This is a genomic window from Streptantibioticus ferralitis, from assembly GCF_029223525.1.
Taxonomy (GTDB): Bacteria; Actinomycetota; Actinomycetes; order Streptomycetales; family Streptomycetaceae; genus Streptantibioticus_A; species Streptantibioticus_A ferralitis.
Genome location: NZ_JARHTQ010000002.1, coordinates 78,041 through 101,801 on the forward strand (window position 1 = coordinate 78,041; position 23,761 = coordinate 101,801).

Below are 23,761 nucleotides of genomic sequence, written 5' to 3' on the forward strand. Positions count from 1 at the left end.
TCCGCGGAAGCGGAGCCCGGCGGGAGGGCGAAGCGGAAGCGGAGCCAATCAATTCGGCGGTGCGGGGAAGAGGGCCCAGACGACCTTTCCCGCACCGGTGAGGGGATGCCATCCCCAGGTTTCACAGCACGACGAGACCAGGTGCAGCCCCCGGCCCGACTCCGCCACGAAGTCGGGGGTCCTGGGCACCGGGCCCTGGCTGCTGGGATCGCGTACCGAACACACCACCCGCGAGGACCAGCGAGCCAGGCTCAGCCGGACCACGGGGGGCGGTGAAGTCTGCGCGGCCGTCGGGTGCGGCCCCGTGTCCGTCCCGACGCCGTGCCGCAGCGCGTTGGTGACGAGTTCCGAAGCCACCAGCGCGACGTTGTCGAACAGCTCGCACAGCCCCCACCGTTGCAGGGTGGAGATCGTGAAGTGCCGTGCCTCCCGGACCGATTCGTAGGCGGCGGCCAGCTCGCAGGCCGACGACGCCAGTCTCTCGGACGGGAGCACCACGTCCCACAAGGGCGCGAGCGCCACCGAGCCCTCACTCCTCATGTCCGACACCTCGGGCTGTCGTGGGCCTGGTCGACAAGTGCACGGTTCACATCGTCCCCAACCCGCGGGCAGGATGCAAGAGCGAATGCACGTGCAGCTGCAGAGTTGGCATATGCACGCGCAGACTCACGTGCACCGTTCGGTCACGGGGTGGCGGGAAGCGGAGTCCGCCGCGCCCCGGAGGTGACACACTTCGCCTGTTCCATGGATGGAGGGGCCAATCAGATGACGACAGATCAGCCGGGAAGCGGGTCGGTGGTCCGCCGGATACTTCTCGGCTCCCAGCTGCGCCGATTGCGGGAGTCGAAGGGCGTCACCCGCGAGGACGCCGGGTACTCGATCCGTGCGTCCGAGTCCAAGATCAGTCGCATGGAACTGGGGCGGGTGAGCTTCAAGGAGCGCGATGTCGCGGACCTGCTCACGCTCTACGGGGTCACCGAACAGTCCGACCGCGACGCACTGCTGGCGCTGGCCCGGGAGGCCAACGTCGCGGGCTGGTGGCACTCCTACGGTGATGTGCTGCCCGGTTGGTTCCAGACATATGTGGGCCTGGAGGAGTCCGCGTCGCACATCCTGACCTTTGAAGTGCAGTTCATCCACGGCTTGTTGCAAACCGACGAGTACGCCCGCGCGGTCGTGCGGCTCGGGCAGCCCAACGCCTCGGAGGACGAGGTCGAACGCCGTGTCGACCTGCGGATGCGCCGGCAGAAGATCCTCTCCGGTGATCGCTCGCCGCACCTGGTGGTGGTGCAGGACGAGGCCGCGCTGCGCAGGCCGTTCGGCGGGTCCGAGGTGATGCGCGGGCAGATGCGGCGGCTGCTGGAGCTGTCCGACCACCCCGATGTCTCGCTGCACGTGGTGCCGTTCGAGTTCGGCGGCCATGCGGCGGAGTGCGGAGCATTCACCATGCTGCGTTTCCCGGAGAGCGATCTGCCGGACGTGGTGTACCTGGAGCAGTTGACCAGCGCGCTGTACCTCGACAAGCGCGACGAGGTGGCGCAGTATGCCCGGCTGATGGACCGGTTGCGGACCGAGGGACTGACCCAGGCGGGCACCCGCGATCTGCTGCGGACCATTCTCCGCAAAGCCTGATACGCCGACAGTGATCCGCAACCGACTTGTGCGGTAAGTAGTATGAGGCCGCATCAGGTTTCGAAGTTGTGTCCACCGGGCCCGCGTGAAAGGGATGGCATGTCCTATTCTTCCGAGTTGGCGCTCCAGTACATTGACGGGCAGTGGAAACCCGGTAGCGGCTCCTGGGAGATCATCGATTTCAACCCGTACAACGGGGAGAAGATCGCGTCCATTACCGTCGCCACCGTGGACGAGGTCGACCAGGCCTACCGTGCCGCCGAGCGCGCGCAAAAGGAGTGGGCACAGGTCAATCCGTACGCCCGCAGACTGGTCTTCGAGCGGGCGCTGCGCGTTGTCGAGGACCGTGAGCGCGAGATCACCGAAATCATCATCGAGGAGCTCGGCGGCACCCATGTCAAAGCCGGTTTCGAACTCGCGCTGACCAAGGACATGTTCCGCGAGGCGATGCAGCTCTCGCTGCGCCCCGAGGGACGGATCCTGCCGTCACCGGTGGACGGCAAGGAAAACCGGCTCTACCGGCTGCCGGTCGGGGTCATCGGGGTCATCAGCCCGTTCAACTTCCCGCTGTTCCTGTCGCTGAAGTCCGTCGCCCCGGCCCTGGCGCTGGGCAACGGCGTGGTGCTCAAGCCGCACCAGAACACCCCGATCGTCGGAGGCACGCTGATCGCCAGGATCCTGGAGGAGGCGGGGCTCCCGGCGGGTCTGCTCAACGTCGTGATCACCGACATCGCGGAGATCGGTGACGCGCTCATCGAGCACCCGGTGCCGAAGGTCATCTCCTTCACCGGATCGGACAAGGTCGGCCGGCATGTCGCCCAGGTCGCGGCGGGCCACTTCAAGCGCACCGTGCTGGAGCTCGGCGGGAACAGCGCGCTCATCGTGCTGGACGACGCGGATCTCGACTACGCCGTGGACGCCGCGGTCTTCAGCCGCTTCGCCCACCAGGGCCAGGTGTGCATGGCGGCCAACCGGGTGCTGGTGGACCGCAAGGTGGAGAAGGAGTTCACCGAGCGGTTCGTCGCCAAGATCCGCAGCCTGCGAGTCGGCGACCCCCAGGACCCGACGACGCACATCGGCCCGCTGATCAACCCCAACCAGGCCGATGCCATCGAGGCACAGATCACCCAGGCGATCGACGACGGCGCCACGGCGCTGCTGCGCGGCCGCACCGAGGGCACGCTGATGGAGCCCTCGGTGCTGACCGGGGTGCCAGAGGACGCGCCCATCCTGTCGACGGAGATCTTCGGCCCGGTGGTGCTGGTCATCCCGTTCGACGGTGAGGACGAGGCGGTGCGGATCGCCAACGACACGCCCTTCGGGCTCAGCGGCGCCGTGCACACCGGTGATGTCGAGCGTGGCGTCCGGGTGGCGCAGCGGATCGACACCGGAATGATCCACATCAACGACGGGACCATCGCCGACGAGCCGATCGTGGCCTTCGGCGGGGAGAAGGCCTCCGGCGTGGGACGTCTGGGGGGTGAGTCGACCATCGAGGCGTTCACCACGCTCAAGTGGATCTCCGTCCAGCACGGGCGAAGTGCCTTCCCGTTCTGAGGCCGATTCCCGCGAGGTTCAGTGATGGAAGCCCGGCTGCTGCTCGGCGCCGGACAGATGGCGGCGCCGGATGTCGGTGAGCGCTGCCTTCAGGTCGTCGAGCAGCAGTTCCGCCAGGTCGCGGCTGACCCCGTGCCGTACCACCACGCGCTGTACCGCGACGTCCGACCGGTCGGCGGGCAGCGGATAGGTCGGCACCTGCCAGCCGCGCAGCCGCAGCCGCTCGGACAGGTCGTACAGCGTCCAGTCGTCGCTGTCCGGGCGCGGCTGCCGGGTGAGCGTCCAGCACACCGCCGGCAGGCCCGATCTGCCGTCGTGCAGCACGCTGAACGGGCCCAACTCGGCGATGGCGTCGGCGAGTCGGGCCGCGACCTTCGCGCAGGCCTCCTGTACGGCGGTGAAGCCGTCGCGGCCGAGCCGGACCAGGTTGTAGTACTGGGCGATCACCTCGCCGCCGGGTCGGCTGAAGTTGAGGGCGAAGGTCGGCATGTCGCCGCCGAGGTAGTCGACATGGAAGACCAGCTCCTCGGGAAGATAGGCCGCCTCGCGCCAGATCGCCCAGCCGACGCCGAGCGGCGACAGGCCGAACTTGTGCCCCGAGGCGTTGATGGACTTCACCCGCTCCAACCGGAAGTCCCACTCCAGGTCGGGCTGCAGGAAGGGGGCGACGAAGCCGCCGCTTGCCGCGTCCACGTGTACCGGGATGTCGAAGCCGGTGCGCTGCTGCAACTCGTCCAGGGCGCCGGCGATCTCAGCGACCGGTTCGTACTCGCCGTTGAAGGTCACGCCCAGGGTGGCCACCACGCCGATGGTGTTCTCGTCGCAGTAGTCGGCGAGTTGCTCCGGCCGCATGGTGAGGCTGTCCGGCAGCAGCGGGATCTGCCGCAGTTCCACGTCGAAGTAGCGGCCGAACTTCTCCCAGCACACCTGGACCGGGCCGCACACCAGGTTCGGCCGCTCGGTGGACTGCCCGGCGGCGCGGCGCCGGGCGCGCCACCGGCGCTGCATCGCCAGGCCTGCCAGCATGGCCGCCTCGCTGGAGCCAGTGGTGGAGCAGCCCACCGCCGAGGAGCCGTCCGGTGCGTGCCACAGGTCCGCCAGGATGTGCACGCACCGCGACTCGATCTCCGCCGTCTGCGGGTACTCGTCCTTGTCGATCAGGTTCTTGTCCAGGGCCTCGGCCATGATGGTCTGCACCTCGGGCTCGGCCCAGGTGGTGCAGAACGTCGCGAGGTTCTGCCGGGAGTTGCCGTCCAGCAGGAGTTCGTCGTGGACCAGTTGGTACGCCGCCCGCGCGGGCATGGTCCCCTCGGGGATGCGGTAGCGGGGGAGCGGTTCGAACGATCCGGGCAGTGCGTACAGGTCGTCGGGCGCGTATTGCCGCGCTTGGTCGACGCGGTGCAGTGGCATGGCACAACCTCCTGACGGTGGAATCCATCCTGCCCGGGGCGGGTGGAAGTCATCCGCGCGCAATGCCGGGTGTGGACCCTTCTGGGCCGTTCGGGGGCGGGGGCGCGCGACCTCTTGACATGTCCGCGGTGGCGCCGCACCGGGGCCGCCCCGCCAACTGGGCATCATTTAGCGGAAGTTCATATTCCGCGCCGGTTTCCGCTGCCCCGCGGATACCGCGGTCGGCGGCGGAGACCGGCAAGCTCAGATCTTCCTCAAGGAATCATGAACAACATTTGCCGCCGAAGGCCCCGGGGTACCTTCAGAATGGGTCACTGAATTTCCCAGGACTTCACTCAAATAGCCCCTGCCAAGGAGACCTTGACGGCATGCACGACGTTCTTCGGGAAGCGGTCCGCGTCACCGACACCGTAAAGGTGTCGATTTCCGCGGATCTGCGTGCGCACCCAGGCCTCGGAGACGTCACCCCGGATTCCGACCCGCGCGCCTACGCCGAGACCGGCGCCAAGCACCTGCGGAATCATCTGCCCGCCGCCGTACTGGAACAGTTGACCGCATGGCGGCGGGACCCGGCGCCCTGGCTGACGGTGTCGAATCTGCCGGAAGCGGAGGAATGGATTCCGACTCCGGACAAGGGATTCTGCGATGAATCCACCCTCATCGTCCCGAACCTGGTCCACTTCGGCGTGCTCCACCTGCTGGGGCTGATTCCGGTCGCCTACCGCTGGGAAAACGACGGCCGACTGATCCGGAACGTCGCACCACGCCCCGACTCGGGCCGTGCACTCACCTCCTGGGGCTACTCCGCGCCACTCGACTGGCACACCGACGACTCGGTCCTGGACCACACGGAGACCGCGGAGTCGTCGATAGCGATCCCGCAGTACCTCTCCTTCTACGGCATGCGCAACGAAGAGGAGGTCCCCACCGATCTGCTCCCGCTCAGCGAGGTGCTCTCCACCCTGCCGCAGTGGGTCATCGACGACCTGCGGCTGCCCGAATTCCTGGTGACCGCTCCCGAGTCCTATGCGTCGGGCTCCGATGACGGTCCGCTGGCGCGCGAGGGCGTCCCCGTGCTGTGGACACTGCCGGACGGACAGGACGCAGTACGGTACGGGCCGGACAGGATCACCGGCCTCACGCTGCGCGCCACCCGGGCGCTGACCCAATTCGAACGGCGGTTGGGCGAGTTGGACGGCACCGCGGTGCTGATCGGCGCCGGGGACTTCCACATCTTCGACAACCGCCGAGTGCTGCATCGCCGAGTCCCGTTCCAGCCTGCCGCACAGGGGACGGCACGCTGGCTGCGGCGTTGTTACGCGCAGACCCGCGGGGGACACTGACGCGGTGTGGTGCCGGGCGGCCGTCGGCGCGGGTGCCGACGGCCGCCTTCCATCGTTCGCCGGGCAGCGACCGTGAGAAGGCGGCCGGGCCCGGCCGCCGCGGAGGTCGGGCCCGAGTGCGCTCCGCCAGACAGGTCCCATCCGCTGAATCCCGCGGAATACCGCACCGAATGTGCCGTGCGAAGTGGCCCGCACGTGGATACCGTGACGTGTGGTGGTGACCTGTGACCGGACCGACAGCACGATGTCCGGCCGGATGACACCTGGAGGGCCATGAGCGGCGGTGATCAACGGACCCGGCCCGGCCTGCTGCAACGTGTGGCGAAGCGCGTGCCCGCCTGGTTCGGCGGGTTCCTCGGGCTGCTCGGCACCGCCTGCGCGCTCGCCGCGCTGGTCAGTCCGCTGCGCTGGCTGCTCTCCCCGGTGCTGGAACTGATCGACGACTGGATCGTCCCGGCCTCACCCAACCTCGCCTACGCGGTCTTCCTGCTGCTGCTCGCCGGGGCGCTGCTCGCCCGCAAGCGGGCCGCGTGGTGGGTGGTCACCTTCTACACCGGTCTGGTGCTGGTCGCCGAGATCCTCACCATCGACCTGGTCAGTCCGGTGGAGGCCGCCGTCTCCCTGCTCATCACCAGCCTGATCATGACCGCGCTGCTGCTGTCCAGGTCGCAGTTCGCGGCGCGGGTGCGGCGCGGCGCCTTCTGGCGGGCCCTGGGCGTACTGGCGCTGGGCCTCGCCGTCGCGGTGCTGCTCGGCTGGGGGCTCGTCGAGCTCTTCCACGGCGGACTGCCCGCCGACCAACGGCTGCCCTGGGCCGCGAACCGGGTCTTCGGCGGACTGATCAGCGGCCGCCGCTTCCCCCGGCACCCGCCGATGGCGGTGAGCTTCCTGCTCGGCCTGTTCGGCGCCCTGGCACTGCTCAACGCGGCGGCCGTGCTGTTCCGTTCGCAGCGGGCGCTGGCCGCGCTGCACGGTGACGAGGAGGCACGTATCCGCGCGCTGCTCGCCCGACACGGCGCACACGACTCCCTCGGCTACTTCGCCACCCGCCGTGACAAGGCCGTGGTCTTCGCGCCCAGCGGCGACGCCGCCGTCACCTACCGGGTGGAGGCGGGCGTCTGCCTGGCGAGCTCGGACCCGGTGGGGGACCGCGGGGCGTGGGACGCGGCCATCGAGGCATGGCTGGACCTGGCCCGTAAGTACGCCTGGGTCCCGGCCGTCATGGGCGCCAGCGAGGAAGGCGCCAAGGCCTACGCACGGGCCGGGCTCAGCGCACTGCAACTCGGCGACGAGGCGGTGTTGGAGACCGCCCGCTTCGACCTGGCCGGACGCGACATGCGGGTCACCCGGCAGGCGGTGAACAGGGTCCGCCGCACCGGGATGACCTGCCGGATCCGCCGCCACGGCGACCTGGCGCCGGAGGAGATGGAGCGGGTCATCGCCCTGGCCGACGCCTGGCGGGACACCGAGGTCGAGCGCGGCTTCTCGATGGCGCTCGGCCGACTCGGCGACCCGGCGGACGATGACTGCCTGCTCGCCGAGGCGGTAGACCCCGAGGGGCAGACCATGGCGCTGCTGTCCTTCGCGCCCTGGGGGCCGGACGGCATCTCGCTGGACGTCATGCGCCGGGACCGCGGCGCACCCAACGGAGTCATGGAGTTCCTGGTCGCCGAGATCGCCGAGCGGGCGCCGCGGCTCGGCATCAAACGGGTGTCGCTGAACTTCGCGGTGTTCCGGGCGGTCTTCGAGGAGGGTGCGCGGATCGGCGCGGGCCCGGTGCTGCGACTGTGGCGCAGGATGCTGCTGTTCTTCTCCAAGTGGTGGCAGCTGGAGGCGTTGTACCGGTCGAACGTGAAGTACAAGCCGGACTGGTATCCGCGCTTCCTGTGCTTCGCCGAAGGCCGGCAGGTGGCCCGGATCGGCCTGGCGGCGGGCATCGCCGAGGGGTTCGTGGACTTCCCGCGCCTCGGCATGCGCTGGCACAAGGGGGTACGGCCGCCGGTCAGCGCCGCGCCGCTGCCGCCGCTCACCGAGCTGGTGCCCACCGAGCCGGACGAGACGGCCGCCCTGGCCGCCGACGACCTGGCGGCGCTGCCCGAACAGGTACGGGTGCGCCGCCACAAGCTGGACCGCCTGGTCGAGGACGGCGTCGAGCCGTACCCGGTGGATGCCGCCAGGACCCATACGCTCGCCGAGATCCGGGCCGCCCACCCGGGCCTGGTGCCCGGATCCCGTACCGGAGAGCGGGTGGTCGTCACCGGTCGGCTCATGATGCGGCGCGACTTCGGCGGAGTGGTGTTCGCGGTACTGCGGGACTGGTCGGCGGATCTGCAAGTCGCCTTCGCCCGCGCCGACTTGGGGCCCGGCGAGCTGGCGCGCTTCACCACCCGCACCGACCTCGGCGACCACATCGAGGTCGAGGGTGAGATCGGCACCAGTGAGAAGGGCGAGCTGTCCGTCTTCGCCACCTCCTGGCGGCTCACCGCAAAGTGCCTGCGCCCGCTGCCGGACAAGCGCCGCGGTCTGACCGACCCCGAGGCCCGAGTGCGCCAGCGCTACGTGGACCTGGTCATCCGCCCCGAAGCCCGCGAGGTCGTACGGGCCCGCAGCGCCGCCGTCCAGGCGCTGCGCCAGGGTCTGCTGGACCGGGGCTTCCTGGAGGTGGAGACCCCGATGCTGCAGCAGATCCACGGCGGCGCCAACGCCCGTCCGTTCACCACCCACATCAACGCCTACGGCCTCGACCTGTATCTGCGGATCGCACCCGAGCTCTACCTCAAGCGGCTGTGCGTGGGCGGCGTGGAGAAGGTCTTCGAGCTGGGCCGCACCTTCCGCAACGAGGGCACCTCGTACAAGCACAACCCCGAATTCACCATGCTGGAGGCCTATCAGGCGTTCGCCGACTACAACGTGATGCTGGACCTCACCCGGGAACTGGTGCAGGCCGCCGCCACCGCGGCCAACGGCGCGCAGATCGCCCGTAGGACCGATGCGGACGGCACGGTGGCCGAGTACGACATCTCCGGCGACTGGCCGGTCAAGACGGTGTACGGGGCGATCTCCGAGGCGCTCGGCGAGGAGATCGGACCGGACACCGGCACCATCGAGCTGATGCGGCTGTGCGACCGGGCCGGGGTGCCGTACGCACCGGGCATGGGCCGCGGCGATCTGGTGCTGGAGATGTACGAGCGGCTGGTCGAGGAGCGCACCACGCTGCCGACCTTCTACAAGGACTTCCCGACCGAGGTCTCCCCGCTCACCCGCCAGCACCGGAGCGACCCGAGGCTCGCCGAGCGCTGGGACCTGGTCGCCTTCGGTACCGAACTGGGCACCGCCTACTCGGAGTTGATCAACCCGGTGGAGCAGCGCAAGCGGCTCACCGAGCAGTCACTGCGGGCGGCCGGCGGTGACCTGGAGGCGATGGAGGTCGATGACGACTTCCTGACCGCGCTGGAGTACGGCATGCCGCCGACCGGCGGCCTGGGCATCGGGGTTGACCGGCTGGTGATGTTCCTGACCGGTCTGACGATCCGGGAGACCCTGCCCTTCCCGCTGGTACGGCGCCGCTGACCGCGACCCCGCGGGAGGATCTATCCCAGGGCGACGGCGCTCTCGTACAGGTCCTGGACCCGTTCGCCGAACACGCTGCTGTAGGACACGTCGGGGGTCGTGCCGCCGTTCCGGTAGCCGCCGATCACCCCGACCACGGAGCCGCCGCCCGCCGGGTTCGGGTCGGCGAGCCATGGGCTGCCGCTGGTGCCGGAGGTGAACCCGGGGCAGAAGACGCGCAGTTGGTCCACCCCGCGTCGCTGCGCGGGCTGCGCCGTGCCTTCGCAGGAGATCGCGTCATTGGCGTTCCGCGGATAGCCGACCAGACGGATCGGACCGCGGTCATGGCCGGTGCTCAGCCGGTTGCCGCCCACCACGTCCTGGATGTTGCGGCCGTCCAGCGGTTCGACGACGAGGAAGGCGACATCGGCCGAGGAGTCGGTGGAGTTGGCCCACTCGGGCGCCACCAGGGTGGTGCGCACCCGCCACAGACCGGCCGGACTGCGGCCGTCCCGATATCCGGGCGCGAAGCCGAGTCCGGTGCGGTAGCCGCTGCCCGCGCCGCCGTGCACGCAGTGCGCCGCCGTGATGACCAGATCGCGGTGCGGGCTGTCGACCACGCTGCCGGTGCAGTAGTGGTGCGGTTGGCCGGCGAGGGAGAAGACCGCGCCCACCCGGTAGTCGGGCGGGAAGGTGGCGGTGGGTGCGGGGGTGGCCGCCCGCAGCGTCGCCACCCGGCCGACCGGCGACGGGGTGCGGCTGGGGGCCGGGCCCGGACGGTGCTTCGCGCCCGGGCGCTGTGCGGTGTGCGCTGCGGTGCGTTTCGCTGCGGGTCTGTCGGCGGGGCTGAGGGCGGCGGATGACAGGACGGCCGCGGCCAGGCAGGCGAGTACGACGCCTCCCGCGCGCGCAGCCGCAGCTGTGCCGATCCGCTCCACCGCTGGCCCTCCCGTGACCTCTGGTTAAGGCAGATGATCCGACGGGATGCGGTGCGGTCGGCACCTGACACTCCACGGGTCACCCATACGGCGTCGCTCGCCCTGGCGTTCGGGGCAATCGCCCACCTGCCCCGCCCTGACCGCCCCCTCGGGCACCGGTGACGCGGTACTACCGACGGGCTAGGCCTCCGCGCGCGCCGCCTGAGGCTGTGGCCAGGGTGTGAGGGGTACGCCAACGCATCCCGGGCAGAAGCGGGGCGCAAGGAGCCGCGCCGGTGAGCACACCGGCGCAGACCCGCAAGGTGCTGGAGGACGTCATGAAGCAGCACACCGCACGGCAGTCCCTGGCCACCGTGCACCGTCCGGACCTGAGGGACCCCGCCCCGCGGCCCGATCCGGTGCCGCCCACGCCGACGCCGCCACCCGGTCCAGGGCCCAGGCCGGGCCCGGTCCCGCCCGGACCCGCGCCCGATCCCATCCCGGCACCCCCGCCCGAGCCCGTGCCGGGCCCGGCGCCGGAACCGGTCCCGCCCGCCCCGCCGCCCGGCCCCGCGCCTGGGCCGGCGCCCAGCCCGGTGCCCGATCCCGGGCCGCTGCGGTAGCCGCCGCCGTTGCCCGGCGCGCAGGGACTCGGTCCCGGCACCGCGGATCATGTCGCTCTGGTGCTGCTCGCCGCGGCGTCCGGGGCGGTGGACGCGTTGGCGTTCACCGTCCTCGGCCATGTCTTCGCCGGAGTGATGACTGGCAATCTGGCGCTGCTCGGCATCGCCTTCGCCTCGGGGCACCCGATCGATCTGACGGCGCCGCTGGTCGCGCTGGCCGGGTTCGTCGCGGGCATCTGGGCCACCGCGCTGACCTGCCGCGGCTGCGCCGCCGACACCCGGCCGGGGTGGCCGACCCGGGCGCTGCTCTGCCTCGCGGCCGAGACCGGGCTGCTGACCGTACACGCGTCCATCTGGGCGGGCAGCGGAGGCGTGCCGGGCAGGACGCTGCGCGAAGTGCTGCTCTGCGTGGCCGCCGTGGCGATGGGCGGGCAGTCCGCCGCGATGCTTGTGGCGGGTCGCGTCGCACGGCCCTCCACCTACTTCACCGGCAGCCTCGCCACCTACGTCGCCCGCAACGCCGGTGTGCTGAGCGGCGCGAGCGACCGGTGGGTGCCGGTACGGCTCGCGGCACTGGTGGCGGGCGCGGCCGTGGCCGCCGTGCTGCACCGGTGGGCTCCGGCCTGGGCGGCCGTTCCCCCGCCCGTACTGGTCCTGGCGGCGGTCCTGATCACGACGTACCGCCACACCCGGCCGCGCCCGGCTGCGATCCCGCTCCACAAGGGGTAAATGCATACGTAGTGGGCACATGATCAGAGGCACCGTCCCGGTCCGAGGAGGAACCGCCATGGCCATCGCAACCGTCAACCCGTCGACCGGGGAGACCCTGAAGACCTTCGAGGCCCACGGCCCGGACGAGATCGAGCAACGCCTGGCCCGAGCGGCGGCCGCCTTCCGCGACTACCGCACCACCGACCTGGACACCCGGGCCGAACTGGTACGCGCCGCCGCCGACTTGCTGGGGCGGGAGCAGGACGAGATCGCCAGGACCATGACCACCGAGATGGGCAAGACCCTGGTCGCCGCCCGCGCCGAAGCCGCCAAGTGCGCCAAGGCACTGCGCTGGTACGCGCAGCACGGCGAACGGCTGCTCGCCGACGAACACCCCTCCGCCGCCGACATCCAGGACTCCGGTGCCCGTACCGCGTACGTCCGCTATCGGCCGCTCGGTGTGGTGCTCGCCGTCATGCCGTGGAACTTCCCGCTGTGGCAGGTGATCCGCTTCGCGGCGCCCGCCTTGATGGCGGGCAACGTCGGGCTGCTCAAGCACGCCTCCAACGTCCCCCAGACCGCGCTGTACCTGGGCGACCTCTTCCATCGTGCGGGCTTCCCCGAAGGGTGCTTCCAGACCCTGCTGGTCGGCTCGGACGCCATCGAGAAGATCCTGCGCGACCCCCGGATCGCCGCCGCCACGCTCACCGGAAGCGAGCCCGCGGGGCGGTCGGTGGCCGCGATCGCCGGTGACGAGGTCAAGAAGACCGTGCTGGAGCTCGGCGGCAGTGACCCGTACGTCGTGATGCCGTCCGCCGACATCGCCCGCGCCGCCAGCACCGCGGTCACCGCCCGGGTGCAGAACAACGGGCAGTCCTGTATCGCCGCCAAGCGCTTCATCGTGCACACCGACGTGTACGACGAGTTCGCCGAGCGGTTCACCGCGGCCATGGCGGCGCTGACCGTCGGCGACCCGATGCTGGAGACCACCGACGTCGGCCCGCTGTCCAGCGAACGCGGCCGCGCCGACCTGGAACAACTCGTGGACGACGCCACCGCGCAGGGCGCCACCGTACTGTGCGGCGGACGGCGCCCGCCGGGCCGCGGCACGGGCTGGTTCTACGAGCCGACCGTGCTCACCGGAATCACCCCGACCATGCGCATCCACCGGGAGGAGGCCTTCGGACCGGTGGCCACCCTGTACCGGGTGGATGACCTGGACGCGGCCGTGGAACTGGCCAACGACGTGCCGTTCGGCCTCAGTTCCAATGTTTGGACCAGCGACGAGGCAGAACAGCGGCGTTTCGAACGGGACATGGAGGCGGGCGGCGTCTACTTCAACGGCATGACCGCTTCACATCCCGCCATGCCGTTCGGCGGAGTGAAGCGTTCGGGGTACGGGCGCGAACTGTCAGGGCACGGGATGCACGAGTTCTGCAACATCACCACGGTCTGGTACGGCGTCTGACGTGGCGGCCGAAACCAGCAGACGCACCGTGCGCGCCGGTCGCCGCGCCCATCGACCGGTCGGAGCTGAAGGACCCGGAACCGCACGGCCGCCGCCGGACGCCGGCGAGCATCACCGAGCGCCTCACGGACGACCCCTGGCAGCATGTGCTACGCCGGGGCCGCTCCCCGAGCGCGGCACGCGACGGCTTCGCGGGGCCCCCGGGGGGGCAGCAGACGGACCCTCAGTCCGCGTGGTGCTCCGGCGGCGTGATGTTCCAGGCCGTCATGACCGGGCGGCCGTGCTCCATGCCGATACGGCTGACCGTGGCCGTGTCCAGCCGGAACCGCGCCCCGCCGGACACCGGAAGGCCAAGCCGCCGGGCGGTGAGCACACGCAGGAAATGGGCGTGCGCCACCAGTGCCACGTCCCCGCCCTCCCCGCTGTCCTCCGCGTCCCTCAACGCCGCCTCGACGGCCTTGAGCACCCGGTCGGCGCGCTCGCCGACCTGCGTGGGCGACTCACCGGGATGGTCGACGGGGCCCGGAGCCACTCCGTCGGTCCACAGGTCCCAACCGGGGCGGGTCCGGTGGATCTCCTCGGTGGTGATGCCCTCGTAGCCGCCGTAGTCCCATTCCCGCATGTCGGGCTCGATGACCGGACCGCCGAGACCGGCGAGTTCGGCGGTGCGCAGCGCGCGTGCCATCGGGCTGCTGAACGTGACGGCGATCCGGCGGGCGGCCAGCAGCGGCGCGAGCGAACGGGCCTGCTCCTCACCCCGGGCGGTCAGCGGCAGGTCCGTCCAGCTGGTGTGCTTCAGGTCCCGGCTCCACTCGGTCTCGCCATGCCGGATGAGGATCAGCTCGCCCATATGCGTCCTTCTTACGTCGTGGCTTCGGTGCGTCTTCGGCCTTCGTCTTCCCGTACCGGCCATCTTCGTCGATCATCAGGGGTGGCCGGTCACCCGGGTGGACGGGGACACAGGCAGGAGGCCGCCGATGGCCGGAGGATGAGGCCACGGCACCGTACGAACTACGCAGACCGGGAGGCCGGAACGTGACCACCGAGACCCAGGAGTACGACGTCGTCGTGCTCGGCGCGGGACCCACCGGGGAGAACCTCGCGGATCGTGCCCGCGCCGCAGGACTGACCGTCGCCCTCGTGGAGAGCGAACTGGTCGGTGGCGAGTGCTCGTACTGGGCGTGCATGCCGAGCAAGGCCCTGCTGCGACCGCCGACCGCGCTCGCCGACGCACGCCGGTCGCCGGGCGCCCGTGAGGCCGCGACTGGGTCGCTCGACGTGACGGCGGTGCTGGAGCACCGCGACAAGTACGCCTCGTACTGGAAGGACGACGGGCAGGTCGCCTGGGTGGACAGTGCGGGCATCGACCTGGTCCGCGGTCATGGGCGGCTCGACGGGGTGCGGCGGGTCGTGGTCGAGACCCCGGGCGGCGAGCTACGGACGCTCACCGCCCGGCACGCGGTCGCCGTGTGCACCGGAAGCCGGGCGGCGCTGCCCGACCTGCCGGGGCTGGCCGAGGCCCGTCCCTGGACCAGCCGGGAGGCGACCAGCGGGCAGGAGGTGCCCGGTCGGCTGGCGGTGGTCGGCGGCGGCGTGGTGGCAACGGAGATGGCCACGGCCTGGCAGGCCCTCGGCTCGCGGGTGACCCTGCTGGTACGCGGTACGGGACTGCTGCCCCGCATGGAGCCGTTCGCCGGTGAACTGGTGGCGGAGGGGCTCGCGGAGGCCGGGGTGGAGATCCGCACCGGGACGAACGTCGCGAGCGTACGACGGCCGGATCCCTCCGGTCCGGTGACCGTCGTGCTGGCGGATTGCGGTGAACTCGTCGTGGACGAGGTGCTGTTCGCCACCGGGCGCGCGCCGCGCACCGACGATCTCGGCCTGGAGACGGTGGGGCTGCGGCCGGGGCAGTGGCTGCCGGTTGACGACACCTGCCGGGTCACCGATGTGCCGGACGGCTGGCTGTACGCGGCGGGCGATGTCAACCACCGTGCGCTGCTGACCCATCAGGGCAAGTACCAGGGGCGGATCGCGGGCGCGGTGATCGGCGCGCGGGCGGGCGGCCTGCCGGTGGACACCGCTCCCTGGGGCCGCCATGTGGCCACCGCCGACACCGCCGCGGTACCGCAGGTGGTCTTCACCGATCCGGAGGCCGCCGCGGTCGGAGTCACCGCCGAACAGGCCGAGCGTGCGGGCCACCGGATCCGCACCGTGGACTACGACCTGAGCCAGGTCGCCGGCGCGGGGCTCTACGCGGACGGCTACCGGGGCCGGGCGCGCATGGTCGTCGACCTCGACCGGGGGCTGCTGCTCGGTGTGACGTTCGTCGGATACGGCGTCGGCGAACTGCTGCACTCCGCCACGGTCGCGGTGGCCGGCGAGGTTCCCGTCGACCGCCTCTGGCACGCGGTGCCCTCCTACCCGACGATCAGCGAGGTGTGGCTGCGGTTGCTGGAGGCGTACCGCGAGTAGGCCATGCCCGTACGGTTCCCGGCAGTTCGCCGACTCACGGCTGGGCATCCCAACTCCCATGCCCCGCAAGGGACAACAGCTGCCGTGCCGTACGTACGGCGGGTAGCATGGGGGTGCGGAGCCCACCCCGGCGTCAGCGTGACCGGGCCCTGGGCCGAACAGGGGGAGAAGGGTGCGTGCCCGATGAATCTCGGGCTCCTGTCCGCGGCGGCAGCTGTTGTCTACGCTGTTACGGTTTCGCTGCTCGCCATCACCGCGACCTTCGCGCGACGCGCCGTACGGCGCCGTGAGGCGCGGGCCACCTTGGTACTACTCGTCCCACGACGGCACGCCGACTGCCCGGCTGGCGTTCACCGCGCCAGCCGGGCAGACCGGGGACTTGACGTGCGGGCAGCCGCCGCCGACTTCAGCCCCTCGGCCAGGTCGGAAGCGCCGGACGCCGCCAGGTCGCGTTGGTGACCGCCGCGAACGACGCATACCACGCGAGCACCGCGGTGACCAGACCGAACCAGCCACCCACCTTGGTGATCCCGGTGGACTGCGCGAACTCTCCCACGGCCAGCAGGATGAAGGTCAGCGAGAGGAAGACGAAGACACCGAGCACCGCCCCGCTCGTCTTCAGCGCCGCCACCGTCATGTACACCGTGAAGATGGCCCAGGCCAGCAGGAACAGGCCGGTCGCCTGGTGCGCGTCGGCCGGGGGCAGATGCGGTGCGATGGACCTGACGTATCCGGCGAAGGACAGCCAGAAGGCGCCGAAGGAGCTGAACGCCGTCGCGCCGAAGGTGTTGCCTTTGCGGAACTCCCACATTCCGGCGAGGAGTTGGCCGAGGCCGCCGTAGAAGAGGGCCAGCGGCAGGACGACGGCGGACAGGCTCGCGTCGACCAGATTGGCGTTGAAGCAGCTGAGGACGAAGGTCGTGCTGGCGAACGCGGCCAGCCCGAGTGGGCCGGGATCGGCGATCGAGTCGCCCGTGAGCTGCCGCGGTTCATCGAGCTGCGCGGTGGAGCTTGGGTTGGCTTCGGCCATGGTCGTACTCCTTGCTCTCAAATGGCCGGGCATGCCGGGATGCCGCGGATGCGAGGGTTTGGCCCTGCGTACCAGATACGTGCGCCGACGACCGGAAGACTCGCCTCCAGACTTCCCGGGAACTGGCCAGTTCACCCCTCCCGGTAGCCGGAGAACCGCACTTGGTGGTGATCGAACGCATACACCCGGCGCACAGCTGCCGCCGTGCGCTGCGGTGGCGGATTCCGGCCGGTAACGACGTGGCATTGGCGGGGAGTTGGCGTACCGCTGATCGTGGGGAGCGGACGGGCTCGGCCAACTGTTCTGCCCACCGGACTGGTTGCGCTGGGACGCCGCGTTGCGATCCTGTGCCCCGCCCCTCGCGAAGGACCCGAACGTGCCCCGACCGCCCGATGAGCCGTCGCCGGCGGGCGATCTGCGACGGGTCGCCGCGGTCGGCCCGTTCTTCGGCCTACGGACCGAGGCGTCCGCGGACGGGCCGGGCGGTGAGGGATATCGGCCGCTTGCCGACTGCCACGGTCCGCGCGATCCGGCGGCGCCGCTTGCGGGGCGGGTGACCGCGGTGGCCGAGCGGCTGGGTACCGAAGAGCGGAGGGTGGCGGGGGCGCTGGTCTTCCAGGGGCTGGCCGCCCGGTTGTGGTCGATCGCGCTCGGCTCGGCCGTGCTGTGCGGCCGGATGCCATCGCTGGCCCCGGAGCGGGTGTGGTGGCATCCGGACCGGATGGCACCGGATGACCTGTGGCTGCCGGAGCCGGTGGCGCCCCCGGTAGCGGATCCCGAGTCGGCGGGGCAGTCGGAGGCGGCGGTGGATGACGGCCGCCTGGCGCCGTTGCACGGGGCGATCCGCTCGCTCTGCCATGTCTCGCAGCGGCTGCTGTGCGGGAAGGCGGGCTCGGCACTGGCCGGGTCGCTGCGCCTGCCGCACGGCTGGTGCCGTACCCACGGCCGTCCCGACCCGGCCCACCGAGCCCTGGAGCTGGCGGAACGGCTGCTCATCCGTCGGCCGCTGCACGGCACCGGGACGGTGCGGGCGGCGTCCGGCGATCCGGACCCCGCCTTCACACGCCGCGGCTGCTGCCTGTACTACCGGGTGCCCGGGGGCGGGGCCGTGCGGCGACTGCGTGCCCCCGCGGCGGGGATAGCGCCGGCTCAGGCCCCGCTCGGCACCGAGGGGGCGGACAGCCCGGCCAGCAGCCGGTCCAGTACCAGTCCGGCCTCCTGGCGGGCCCGCTCATGGTCCTCCGCGCGGGCGATGTAGAGGCTGGCCTCGGAGATCAGCGCGGCGAGCATCCGGGTCAGCGGTGCGAGCGGGAGTTCCTCGATCTGGTTGTCCCGGATGGCCTCGGTGAGCGCCTCGGCCAGCAGCAGATAGCCGTGCTCCTCGACCAGCGCGTCCCAGGCGCTGTGTCCCAGCACCGCGGGCCCCTCGATCAGCACGATCCGCTGGAAGTCGGGGTCCGTACAGGCGTCGAGGAAGGACTGGAAGCCGGTGCGCAGCAACTGCCAGGCGTCTCCGGGCTCCCGTTCGGCCCTGCGGGTCTCCTGTTCGACCAGCCGCTCGGCCATCTCCTGGGCGCACTCGGCCATCACCGCGCGGAACAGGTCTGCCTTGTCCCGGAAGTGGTGGTAGAGCGCGCCTCGGGTGACCCGCGCCGCGCCGACGATGTCCTCGGTTCCGGTGGCGGCGTAGCCGCGCTCGGCGAACAGCCTTCTGGCCGCCTCCACCAGGGCGCGCCGGGTGTCGCTGACGTGTTCCGCACGGCGGCTGCCGCGGCCGGCGGAAAATCGGGGGCCTTTCATACGTACATCCTGTTCCATACAGACTGTATGTTGGAAGGGGGCCGGGCTCCTGGATCGCCGGTCCCGGCTCAGGGTCAGCAGTAGAGGCTCGGGAACGGAGACATGGATCATGGCACTCCCGCTCAACCTCACCGTCAAGATGGGCAGTTACCTGGTCAGGCAGAAGCTGCGGCGGCGTGAGAAGTTCCCGCTCATCGTGGAGGTGGAACCGCTTTTCGCCTGCAACCTGAAGTGCAACGGCTGCGGCAAGATCCAGCACCCGGCGGGTGTGCTCAAGCAGCGCATGCCGGTCGCCCAGGTGATCGGCGCGGTGGAGGAGTGCGGCGCGCCCATGGTCTCGCTGGCCGGTGGTGAGCCGCTGATGCATCCGCATATCGATCTGATGACCCGCGAGCTGATCAAACGCGGCAAGTTCGTGGTGTTGTGCACCAACGCCGTGCTGCTCCCCAAGCACCTCCACAAGTTCACCCCGCACCGCGATTTCGCGTGGATGGTGCACATCGACGGCCTGCGCGAGCGGCATGACGAGTCGGTGAGCAAGGAGGGCGTGTTCGACCAGGCCATCGAGGCGATCCGGCAGGCCAAGGCGGCCGGATTCGCGGTCTACACCAACTCCACGTTCTTCAACAACGACAGCCCGCAGGACATCATCGAGGTGCTCGACTACCTCAATGACGACCTGAAAGTCGACCGGATGGAGATCTCGCCCGGCTACGCCTACGAGAAGGCACCCGACCAGAACCGTTTCCTCGGCGTCGAGCAGACGCGGCAACTGTTCAGGAAGGCGTTCGCCGACGGCAGGCGCCGCAAGTGGCGGCTCAACCACTCGGAGCTGTACCTGGACTTCCTGGAGGGCCGCACCGACTTCGAGTGCACGCCGTGGGCGATCCCCTCGTACTCGCTGTTCGGCTGGCAGAAGCCCTGCTACCTGATGTCGGACGGCTACGCGGCGACGTACCAGGAACTGCTGGACACCACCGACTGGGACAGGTACGGCCGTGGCAAGGACCCGCGGTGCGACAACTGCATGGCGCACTGCGGATACGAGCCCACCGCGGTACTGGCCACCATGGGCTCGCTCAAGGAGTCGCTGCGGGCGATCACCGCGGGCTGACCCGCTAGGCGGCGAGCAGATCGCCGAAGCCCTCGCTGGCGAGGCGTTCGAGTTCGTCGAGAGCTTGCCGGGCGCGATCACAGGCCGCAGGGTCGCGCCCGGCGAGGCCGCTGGCGAGGAACTCCTCCTCGTCGAGCCGCAGCACCGTGCACCGATCGGCGGACAGCCACAGGTCCAGGTCCAGGTCCTCGACGACAACCGAACCCGTCGCCACCCGTGCGGGCCGGGCGACATCGCAGTACCAGCCCTTCAGCGCACCCGACGCGGTGCGCACCTCCTTGACCGAGTACCAGCGGTCCCGCCAGTAGTGCTCGGTGAAGACATCGCCGCGTTCGAACGCCACGTACCCGAAGTCCCGGACCGCCGGTCCGGCCCATGGCGCACGCACCACCAGATGCGTACCGTCGTCGGACATCACCACCGCGGGATAGCGGACATCCGGGCGCGGATGCTTGACCAGCCGCACCGTCACCTCGCTGCCCGGCGTGAGCGGTACGGACGGTACGGGCGTGCCGGAGCTGTCCTCGGCGGTCATCGGTTCCTCACTTCGACGCGGTGCGCGGATGGCCCCGAGCCTCGCGCAGTGCACGGGCGATGACCACCGAATTTCCGGCCGCGGGAGGTCCGGCGCGGGCGCCAGGGGGCGGGACACGGAGGAGGGGCCCGCCGTACAGCGGGCCCCTCACTCGTCCGACACACCGCGGTGGTTACTTGTTCTCGGGCTTGTCCCTGAGGTCCTGCGTCTTGTTGGGCAGGTCCTCTTCGGTCTGCGCGGCGCTCTCCCGGGCCTTGCCGGCGCGCTGGGCTTCGCGCTGCGCCCTGGCCTTCTCCGCCATTTCCTTGGCCTTGCGCTTGAAGTCGTCCGTCACGCCCATGTCCGCACCTCCTGTGGATCTCTGGGTGCTCCCCAGGCTGGCACGAGGCGCGCGAGTGTGCATGTCGGGCGATCCGTGCGCCCGACCGCCGTCGCGGGGCAACCCGCCGGTTATCCGCCACAGGCCCGCGACCTCGTAGTAGACCCCGTTCACCACCTGGAGCAGCAGCAGCGTGGCGGGCCACAGTGCGGCACCCAGCGCGGGCACGGTGTCGACCGGCAGCGTGTACGCCATGACCACGCGTACGGCGGCGTCGGCCAGCATCGCCACCGCCCAGATGACGGTCGAGACCCGCCAGATGCGGCGGAAGGCGGGCTCCCGCTCCCACAGCACGTCCCAGGAGGTCCCATCGGAGCGGAACCGGCCCTCAAGCAGCGGGCGCGCACCGTGGAAGAGCAGTGGTTGACGGGCCCACGCCGAGGCCAGGAACCACAGACCGGCGACAGCCGACACCCAGCCGTCCTTGGCCAGCATGAACCGGGTGCTCCCGGAGATCAGGGACGCCGCGAGGCCGAGCAGCATGATCGCCGCGATGAAGACGGCCATGCCGTCGAGCCTGCGATCGCGCAGCAACTGCAGGGCCGCGCTGGCCGCAGGAGCGATGGCCGCCGCCACCAGCGCCGGGTGGATGCCCACGTCGGCGGCGCGCAGCCCGTAGTACAGGAGCAGCGGAAGCCCGATGTCGGCCAGCAGGGTCATGGCGGTCCGCCGGCCGCTCGGCCGGGAGGCCGGTGTGGTCATGGCTCCTGCCGGGTGGCGAGCGCGACCATGGTGGTGATCTCACGGACGCACTCCTCGACGCTCAGACACGGCGGCTGCCACATCCGTACGATCGCCGCGTCGATCGCCGACTTGATGGTGAGCGCCATCAGCTCGGTGTCGAACGCCCGGAACTCCCCGCGATCCTGCCCTTCGCGCAGGATCGGCCCCAGGGCGCCGACGTTGGCGCGCGCCGAAGCGGCCATGCCGTAGCGCAGCGAACCGTCCGTTCCGCGGGCGTTCATGGAGATCTCGTACAGCGCCCGCACCTGCGCCGGACAGCGCGCGATCCAGTGCAACTGCGCCTCGATCCGGGCGTGCAGCGCACCGGCGGAGGTCGTCTGCGATGCCACCTGTTCGGCGATCATCCGGTCCGCGCCGATGGCGATCTCGGCGACGATCTGGTCCATCAGCTCGTCTTTGGTGCCGAAGTGGTAGGAGATCAGTCGAGTGCTGGAGATGCCCGCCCGCTCGGCGATCCGGGCGAACGACGCCTGGGCGTAACCGAGTTCGGCGATGGTCTCGATCGCCGCCGTCACGATCTGCGTCCGCCGGGCGGCCGCGGCGGGTGAATGCTGTGCTGGTGCCGGTGTGTCCCCGGCGTCCCCCCTGGTTACTCGCATGAGTAACTAATTCCTCGGCCGAGTAATGCTCAAACGTGCGGCGTTGTCAGGGCTGCGTTGCCTCGGCGGTGTCGTCGTCCAGGTGTTTGAGCGCCGCACGGGCCGCGATGCGGTCGGTGTCGAGAGTCGACCAGAAGGGGTGCACCGTCACCGCGTGCGCCAGTTGCCGTTGCCGGACCCACAGGGCGTCCACCGTGCGTCGCTCCTCGTCGGTCCAGGCGCGGGTCGCCAGGTGTTCGACACCGTCCTCGTCGACGTGCGCCTCGGTGCCCGCCGGGTGTGGCGGCAGCTGGGCGTGCAGGGCGGTGAGCTCGTTGCGCACGGCGTGGAGCTCGCGTTGCAGGGCGCGCAGGTCGTCGGGGAAGGAAAAGGATGCCACCCTTGAATAGTACCTCTGTTCGATTACCGTTCGCCGTAAGGTCATGGCATGGCTTCAGGCGAGGGGACCGTACGGGTCGACAGCTGGATCTGGTCGGTACGGCTCACCAAGACGCGTTCGCTGGCCGCCTCGGCGTGTAAGGGTGGACACGTCCGCGTCAACGGCGAACGCGTCAAGCCCGCCCACGCGGTGCGGCTCGGCGACGAGGTGCGGCTGCATCACGCCGGTCGGGAGAGGATCGTCGTCGTCACGCGTGTTGTGCGAAAGCGCGTCGGAGCGCCCGTCGCCGCGGAGTGCTTCATCGATAACAGCCCCCCGCCACCGCCGCGCGAGGATGTCGCCGCGGTCGCCCAGCGCGACCGCGGGACCGGCCGTCCGACGAAGCGCGATCGCCGCGATATGGAACGCCTGCGCGGCCGCCCGGCGCCGTAACGCGACTGCCCCGACGCCGCTATCGGCGTCGGGGCGGCGCGAGTCGGCCACCATGTGGGCGGCCAAACGATTTACCCGGCGGGGTTCGCTGGACGAGCGTCAGCGGACCGTCACGTTGAACACGGCCGAGGCGGTGCTGCCGTTGACGATGCGCAGGTCGTTCTTGCCCTTCAGGCCGAGCTTGACGCCCAGCGAGTAGCTGCCGCTCCGTGAGATGGGTGCGGAGGCGGGCAGTGTCACCCACTTGCCGTGCTGCTTCTGCTGCAGGGTCACATTGCTGCCCGCCTTGAGGCCGGTCGTCTTGCCGGTGACCCGGAACAGCTGCCACGCGCGGACCGACGACACCGACGGCTTCGCGGTGATGCTGGCCTTGGTCGCGGCGGCCTGCTGTGTGACGGCGGCCGAGGGGGCGGTGTGCGCGGCCGGGGTGGCCGCCATGGCGGTGCCCGCCAGGGCGACGGAGGCCGCGCCGATGGCGCCGACCGCGGCGATGCGCAGGGAGTGCCGCTTGGTAGCGATCATGGATATGTTCCTTTCAGTGTGGAACATCAGTCTTTGCGTCAAAGGCGAGGAATTCGCCATTGGTGTGGTCTCACCTGAAAAGACGTTCCATCACACGAATGCGTTGTAGGCGCATTGTCACCGTCTTGCAACAGCCGCACCGGGCGCCGCCCAGTGGGTGGGTATCGAACTGGCGTGAGGCGGCGTCCCGTCCGGGTGAACGCCCGCGGCGCGCTGTGACCGCCTGCCGAAAACGGGCGTTGTCCGTATATGACGACGGTGACAACGCACTGGGGGCTTCTCGGCGGCCTCTCCGCGCGGCACGTGGACTCGCGCCGCGAAGAATCGATTCCGCGTCACGCTGGCGCGCTGATCTCCGAGGTGCCGATCTATGAGGCGCTGGCGCGGGGCTGGGTTCGCGCCGGGCGCAGCGTGCCGGGCCAGCACGACAGGGAGTGGGCGGCGTTGGCGGAGCAGCCGCCATGGCCCAGCGGTATCCGGCGGCGCGCGCTGGTGCCACTGGTCGGACGGCGTAACTACGCGGTGCCGCCCAGGCGTTGACATCC

23 protein-coding genes are annotated in these 23,761 nt (G+C 70.6%); 12 read left to right on the plus strand and 11 right to left on the minus strand.

All coding sequences use genetic code 11. The annotated features are described in order from the left end of the window. Positions 1-48: 48 nt before the first annotated feature. The gene (locus P2L57_RS03175) at positions 49-540 is read right to left on the minus strand and encodes an ATP-binding protein (protein WP_275807828.1); all 492 of its coding nucleotides are present in this window, start codon (positions 538-540) and stop codon (positions 49-51) included. Between the two features lie 225 nt (positions 541-765). On the opposite strand from P2L57_RS03175, the gene P2L57_RS03180 reads away from it, so the two are divergent. Both P2L57_RS03180 and P2L57_RS03185 read left to right on the plus strand, forming a co-directional pair. Continuing rightward, positions 766-1,632, plus strand: a complete 867-nt coding sequence (locus P2L57_RS03180) for a Sco1979 family transcriptional regulator (RefSeq protein WP_275807831.1) — start codon at positions 766-768, stop codon at positions 1,630-1,632. 99 nt (positions 1,633-1,731) lie between these two features. Next, positions 1,732-3,189 (plus strand): aldehyde dehydrogenase family protein, encoded by a 1,458-nt coding sequence (locus P2L57_RS03185; protein ID WP_275807833.1) that lies wholly within the window; start codon positions 1,732-1,734, stop codon positions 3,187-3,189. An 18-nt stretch (positions 3,190-3,207) separates the two neighbouring features. On the opposite strand, the gene gad is transcribed toward P2L57_RS03185, so the two are convergent. Beyond that, positions 3,208-4,599: a glutamate decarboxylase gene (gene gad, locus P2L57_RS03190; RefSeq protein ID WP_275807836.1), complete on the minus strand. Its 1,392-nt coding sequence runs from the start codon at positions 4,597-4,599 to the stop codon at positions 3,208-3,210. Between the two features lie 368 nt (positions 4,600-4,967). Here gad and P2L57_RS03195 point away from each other — a divergent pair, with 368 nt between their 5' ends. Further along, the gene (locus P2L57_RS03195) at positions 4,968-5,942 is read left to right on the plus strand and encodes a TauD/TfdA family dioxygenase (RefSeq protein ID WP_275807839.1); all 975 of its coding nucleotides are present in this window, start codon (positions 4,968-4,970) and stop codon (positions 5,940-5,942) included. A 273-nt stretch (positions 5,943-6,215) separates the two neighbouring features. Further along, on the plus strand, positions 6,216-9,512 hold the full coding sequence (gene lysX / locus P2L57_RS03200) for a bifunctional lysylphosphatidylglycerol synthetase/lysine--tRNA ligase LysX (RefSeq protein ID WP_275807842.1): 3,297 nt from the start codon (positions 6,216-6,218) through the stop codon (positions 9,510-9,512). Between the two features lie 20 nt (positions 9,513-9,532). On the opposite strand, the gene P2L57_RS03205 is transcribed toward lysX, so the two are convergent. Then, positions 9,533-10,429: a trypsin-like serine peptidase gene (locus tag P2L57_RS03205; RefSeq protein WP_275807846.1), complete on the minus strand. Its 897-nt coding sequence runs from the start codon at positions 10,427-10,429 to the stop codon at positions 9,533-9,535. A 275-nt stretch (positions 10,430-10,704) separates the two neighbouring features. On the opposite strand from P2L57_RS03205, the gene P2L57_RS03210 reads away from it, so the two are divergent. From P2L57_RS03210 to P2L57_RS03220, 3 genes are read left to right on the plus strand one after another with little or no spacing between them, the layout of a single operon-like run. Further along, positions 10,705-11,031, plus strand: a complete 327-nt coding sequence (locus P2L57_RS03210; RefSeq protein WP_275807849.1) for a hypothetical protein — start codon at positions 10,705-10,707, stop codon at positions 11,029-11,031. Between the two features lie 9 nt (positions 11,032-11,040). Next, positions 11,041-11,760, plus strand: a complete 720-nt coding sequence (locus P2L57_RS03215) for a YoaK family protein (protein WP_275807851.1) — start codon at positions 11,041-11,043, stop codon at positions 11,758-11,760. 58 nt (positions 11,761-11,818) lie between these two features. Continuing rightward, complete coding sequence (locus tag P2L57_RS03220; RefSeq protein ID WP_275807854.1) at positions 11,819-13,210, plus strand: NADP-dependent succinic semialdehyde dehydrogenase; 1,392 nt, start codon at positions 11,819-11,821, stop codon at positions 13,208-13,210. A gap of 223 nt (positions 13,211-13,433) precedes the next feature. Here P2L57_RS03220 and P2L57_RS03225 read toward each other — a convergent pair whose 3' ends face one another. Then, a complete protein-coding gene (locus P2L57_RS03225; protein WP_275807857.1) occupies positions 13,434-14,060 on the minus strand; it encodes a histidine phosphatase family protein in 627 nt (208 codons plus the stop codon). Between the two features lie 185 nt (positions 14,061-14,245). On the opposite strand from P2L57_RS03225, the gene P2L57_RS03230 reads away from it, so the two are divergent. Beyond that, on the plus strand, positions 14,246-15,682 hold the full coding sequence (locus tag P2L57_RS03230) for a dihydrolipoyl dehydrogenase family protein (protein ID WP_275807860.1): 1,437 nt from the start codon (positions 14,246-14,248) through the stop codon (positions 15,680-15,682). Between the two features lie 406 nt (positions 15,683-16,088). Here the strand turns inward: P2L57_RS03230 and P2L57_RS03235 are convergent, their stop codons facing one another. Continuing rightward, positions 16,089-16,712: an acetate uptake transporter gene (locus tag P2L57_RS03235; protein ID WP_275807863.1), complete on the minus strand. Its 624-nt coding sequence runs from the start codon at positions 16,710-16,712 to the stop codon at positions 16,089-16,091. 376 nt (positions 16,713-17,088) lie between these two features. Between P2L57_RS03235 and P2L57_RS03240 the strand changes: the two genes are divergently transcribed. Further along, positions 17,089-17,970 carry a (2Fe-2S)-binding protein gene (locus tag P2L57_RS03240; protein WP_275807866.1) on the plus strand — a complete coding sequence of 294 codons (882 nt, stop codon included), beginning with the start codon at positions 17,089-17,091 and terminating at the stop codon, positions 17,968-17,970. Here P2L57_RS03240 and P2L57_RS03245 read toward each other — a convergent pair. Beyond that, on the minus strand, positions 17,862-18,512 hold the full coding sequence (locus P2L57_RS03245; protein WP_275807869.1) for a TetR/AcrR family transcriptional regulator: 651 nt from the start codon (positions 18,510-18,512) through the stop codon (positions 17,862-17,864). The genes P2L57_RS03240 and P2L57_RS03245 overlap by 109 nt on opposite strands. 109 nt (positions 18,513-18,621) lie before the next feature. Between P2L57_RS03245 and hpnH the strand changes: the two genes are divergently transcribed. Then, positions 18,622-19,626, plus strand: coding sequence for an adenosyl-hopene transferase HpnH (gene hpnH / locus P2L57_RS03250; protein ID WP_275807872.1), 1,005 nt, complete (start codon positions 18,622-18,624; stop codon positions 19,624-19,626). A gap of 4 nt (positions 19,627-19,630) precedes the next feature. On the opposite strand, the gene P2L57_RS03255 is transcribed toward hpnH, so the two are convergent. The 4 genes from P2L57_RS03255 to P2L57_RS03270 form a co-directional block, all read right to left on the minus strand. After that, on the minus strand, positions 19,631-20,161 hold the full coding sequence (locus P2L57_RS03255; protein ID WP_275807876.1) for a ribonuclease FAU-1 family protein: 531 nt from the start codon (positions 20,159-20,161) through the stop codon (positions 19,631-19,633). Between the two features lie 172 nt (positions 20,162-20,333). Then, a complete protein-coding gene (locus P2L57_RS03260; RefSeq protein WP_275807879.1) occupies positions 20,334-21,242 on the minus strand; it encodes a VC0807 family protein in 909 nt (302 codons plus the stop codon). Continuing rightward, complete coding sequence (locus tag P2L57_RS03265; protein ID WP_275807882.1) at positions 21,239-21,883, minus strand: TetR/AcrR family transcriptional regulator; 645 nt, start codon at positions 21,881-21,883, stop codon at positions 21,239-21,241. The genes P2L57_RS03260 and P2L57_RS03265 overlap by 4 nt, the downstream gene beginning before the upstream one ends. A 46-nt stretch (positions 21,884-21,929) precedes the next feature. Beyond that, complete coding sequence (locus tag P2L57_RS03270; protein WP_275807885.1) at positions 21,930-22,262, minus strand: DUF8825 domain-containing protein; 333 nt, start codon at positions 22,260-22,262, stop codon at positions 21,930-21,932. Positions 22,263-22,310: 48 nt separating this feature from the next. Between P2L57_RS03270 and P2L57_RS03275 the strand changes: the two genes are divergently transcribed. Continuing rightward, positions 22,311-22,694 carry an RNA-binding S4 domain-containing protein gene (locus P2L57_RS03275; protein WP_275807888.1) on the plus strand — a complete coding sequence of 128 codons (384 nt, stop codon included), beginning with the start codon at positions 22,311-22,313 and terminating at the stop codon, positions 22,692-22,694. 99 nt (positions 22,695-22,793) lie between these two features. Here P2L57_RS03275 and P2L57_RS03280 read toward each other — a convergent pair whose 3' ends face one another. Beyond that, entirely contained in the window at positions 22,794-23,216 is a 423-nt protein-coding gene (locus tag P2L57_RS03280; protein WP_275807891.1) for a hypothetical protein, read from the minus strand. A 249-nt stretch (positions 23,217-23,465) separates the two neighbouring features. Here P2L57_RS03280 and P2L57_RS03285 point away from each other — a divergent pair, with 249 nt between their 5' ends. Further along, the gene (locus P2L57_RS03285; RefSeq protein WP_275807894.1) at positions 23,466-23,756 is read left to right on the plus strand and encodes a hypothetical protein; all 291 of its coding nucleotides are present in this window, start codon (positions 23,466-23,468) and stop codon (positions 23,754-23,756) included. Positions 23,757-23,761 lie beyond the last annotated feature (5 nt).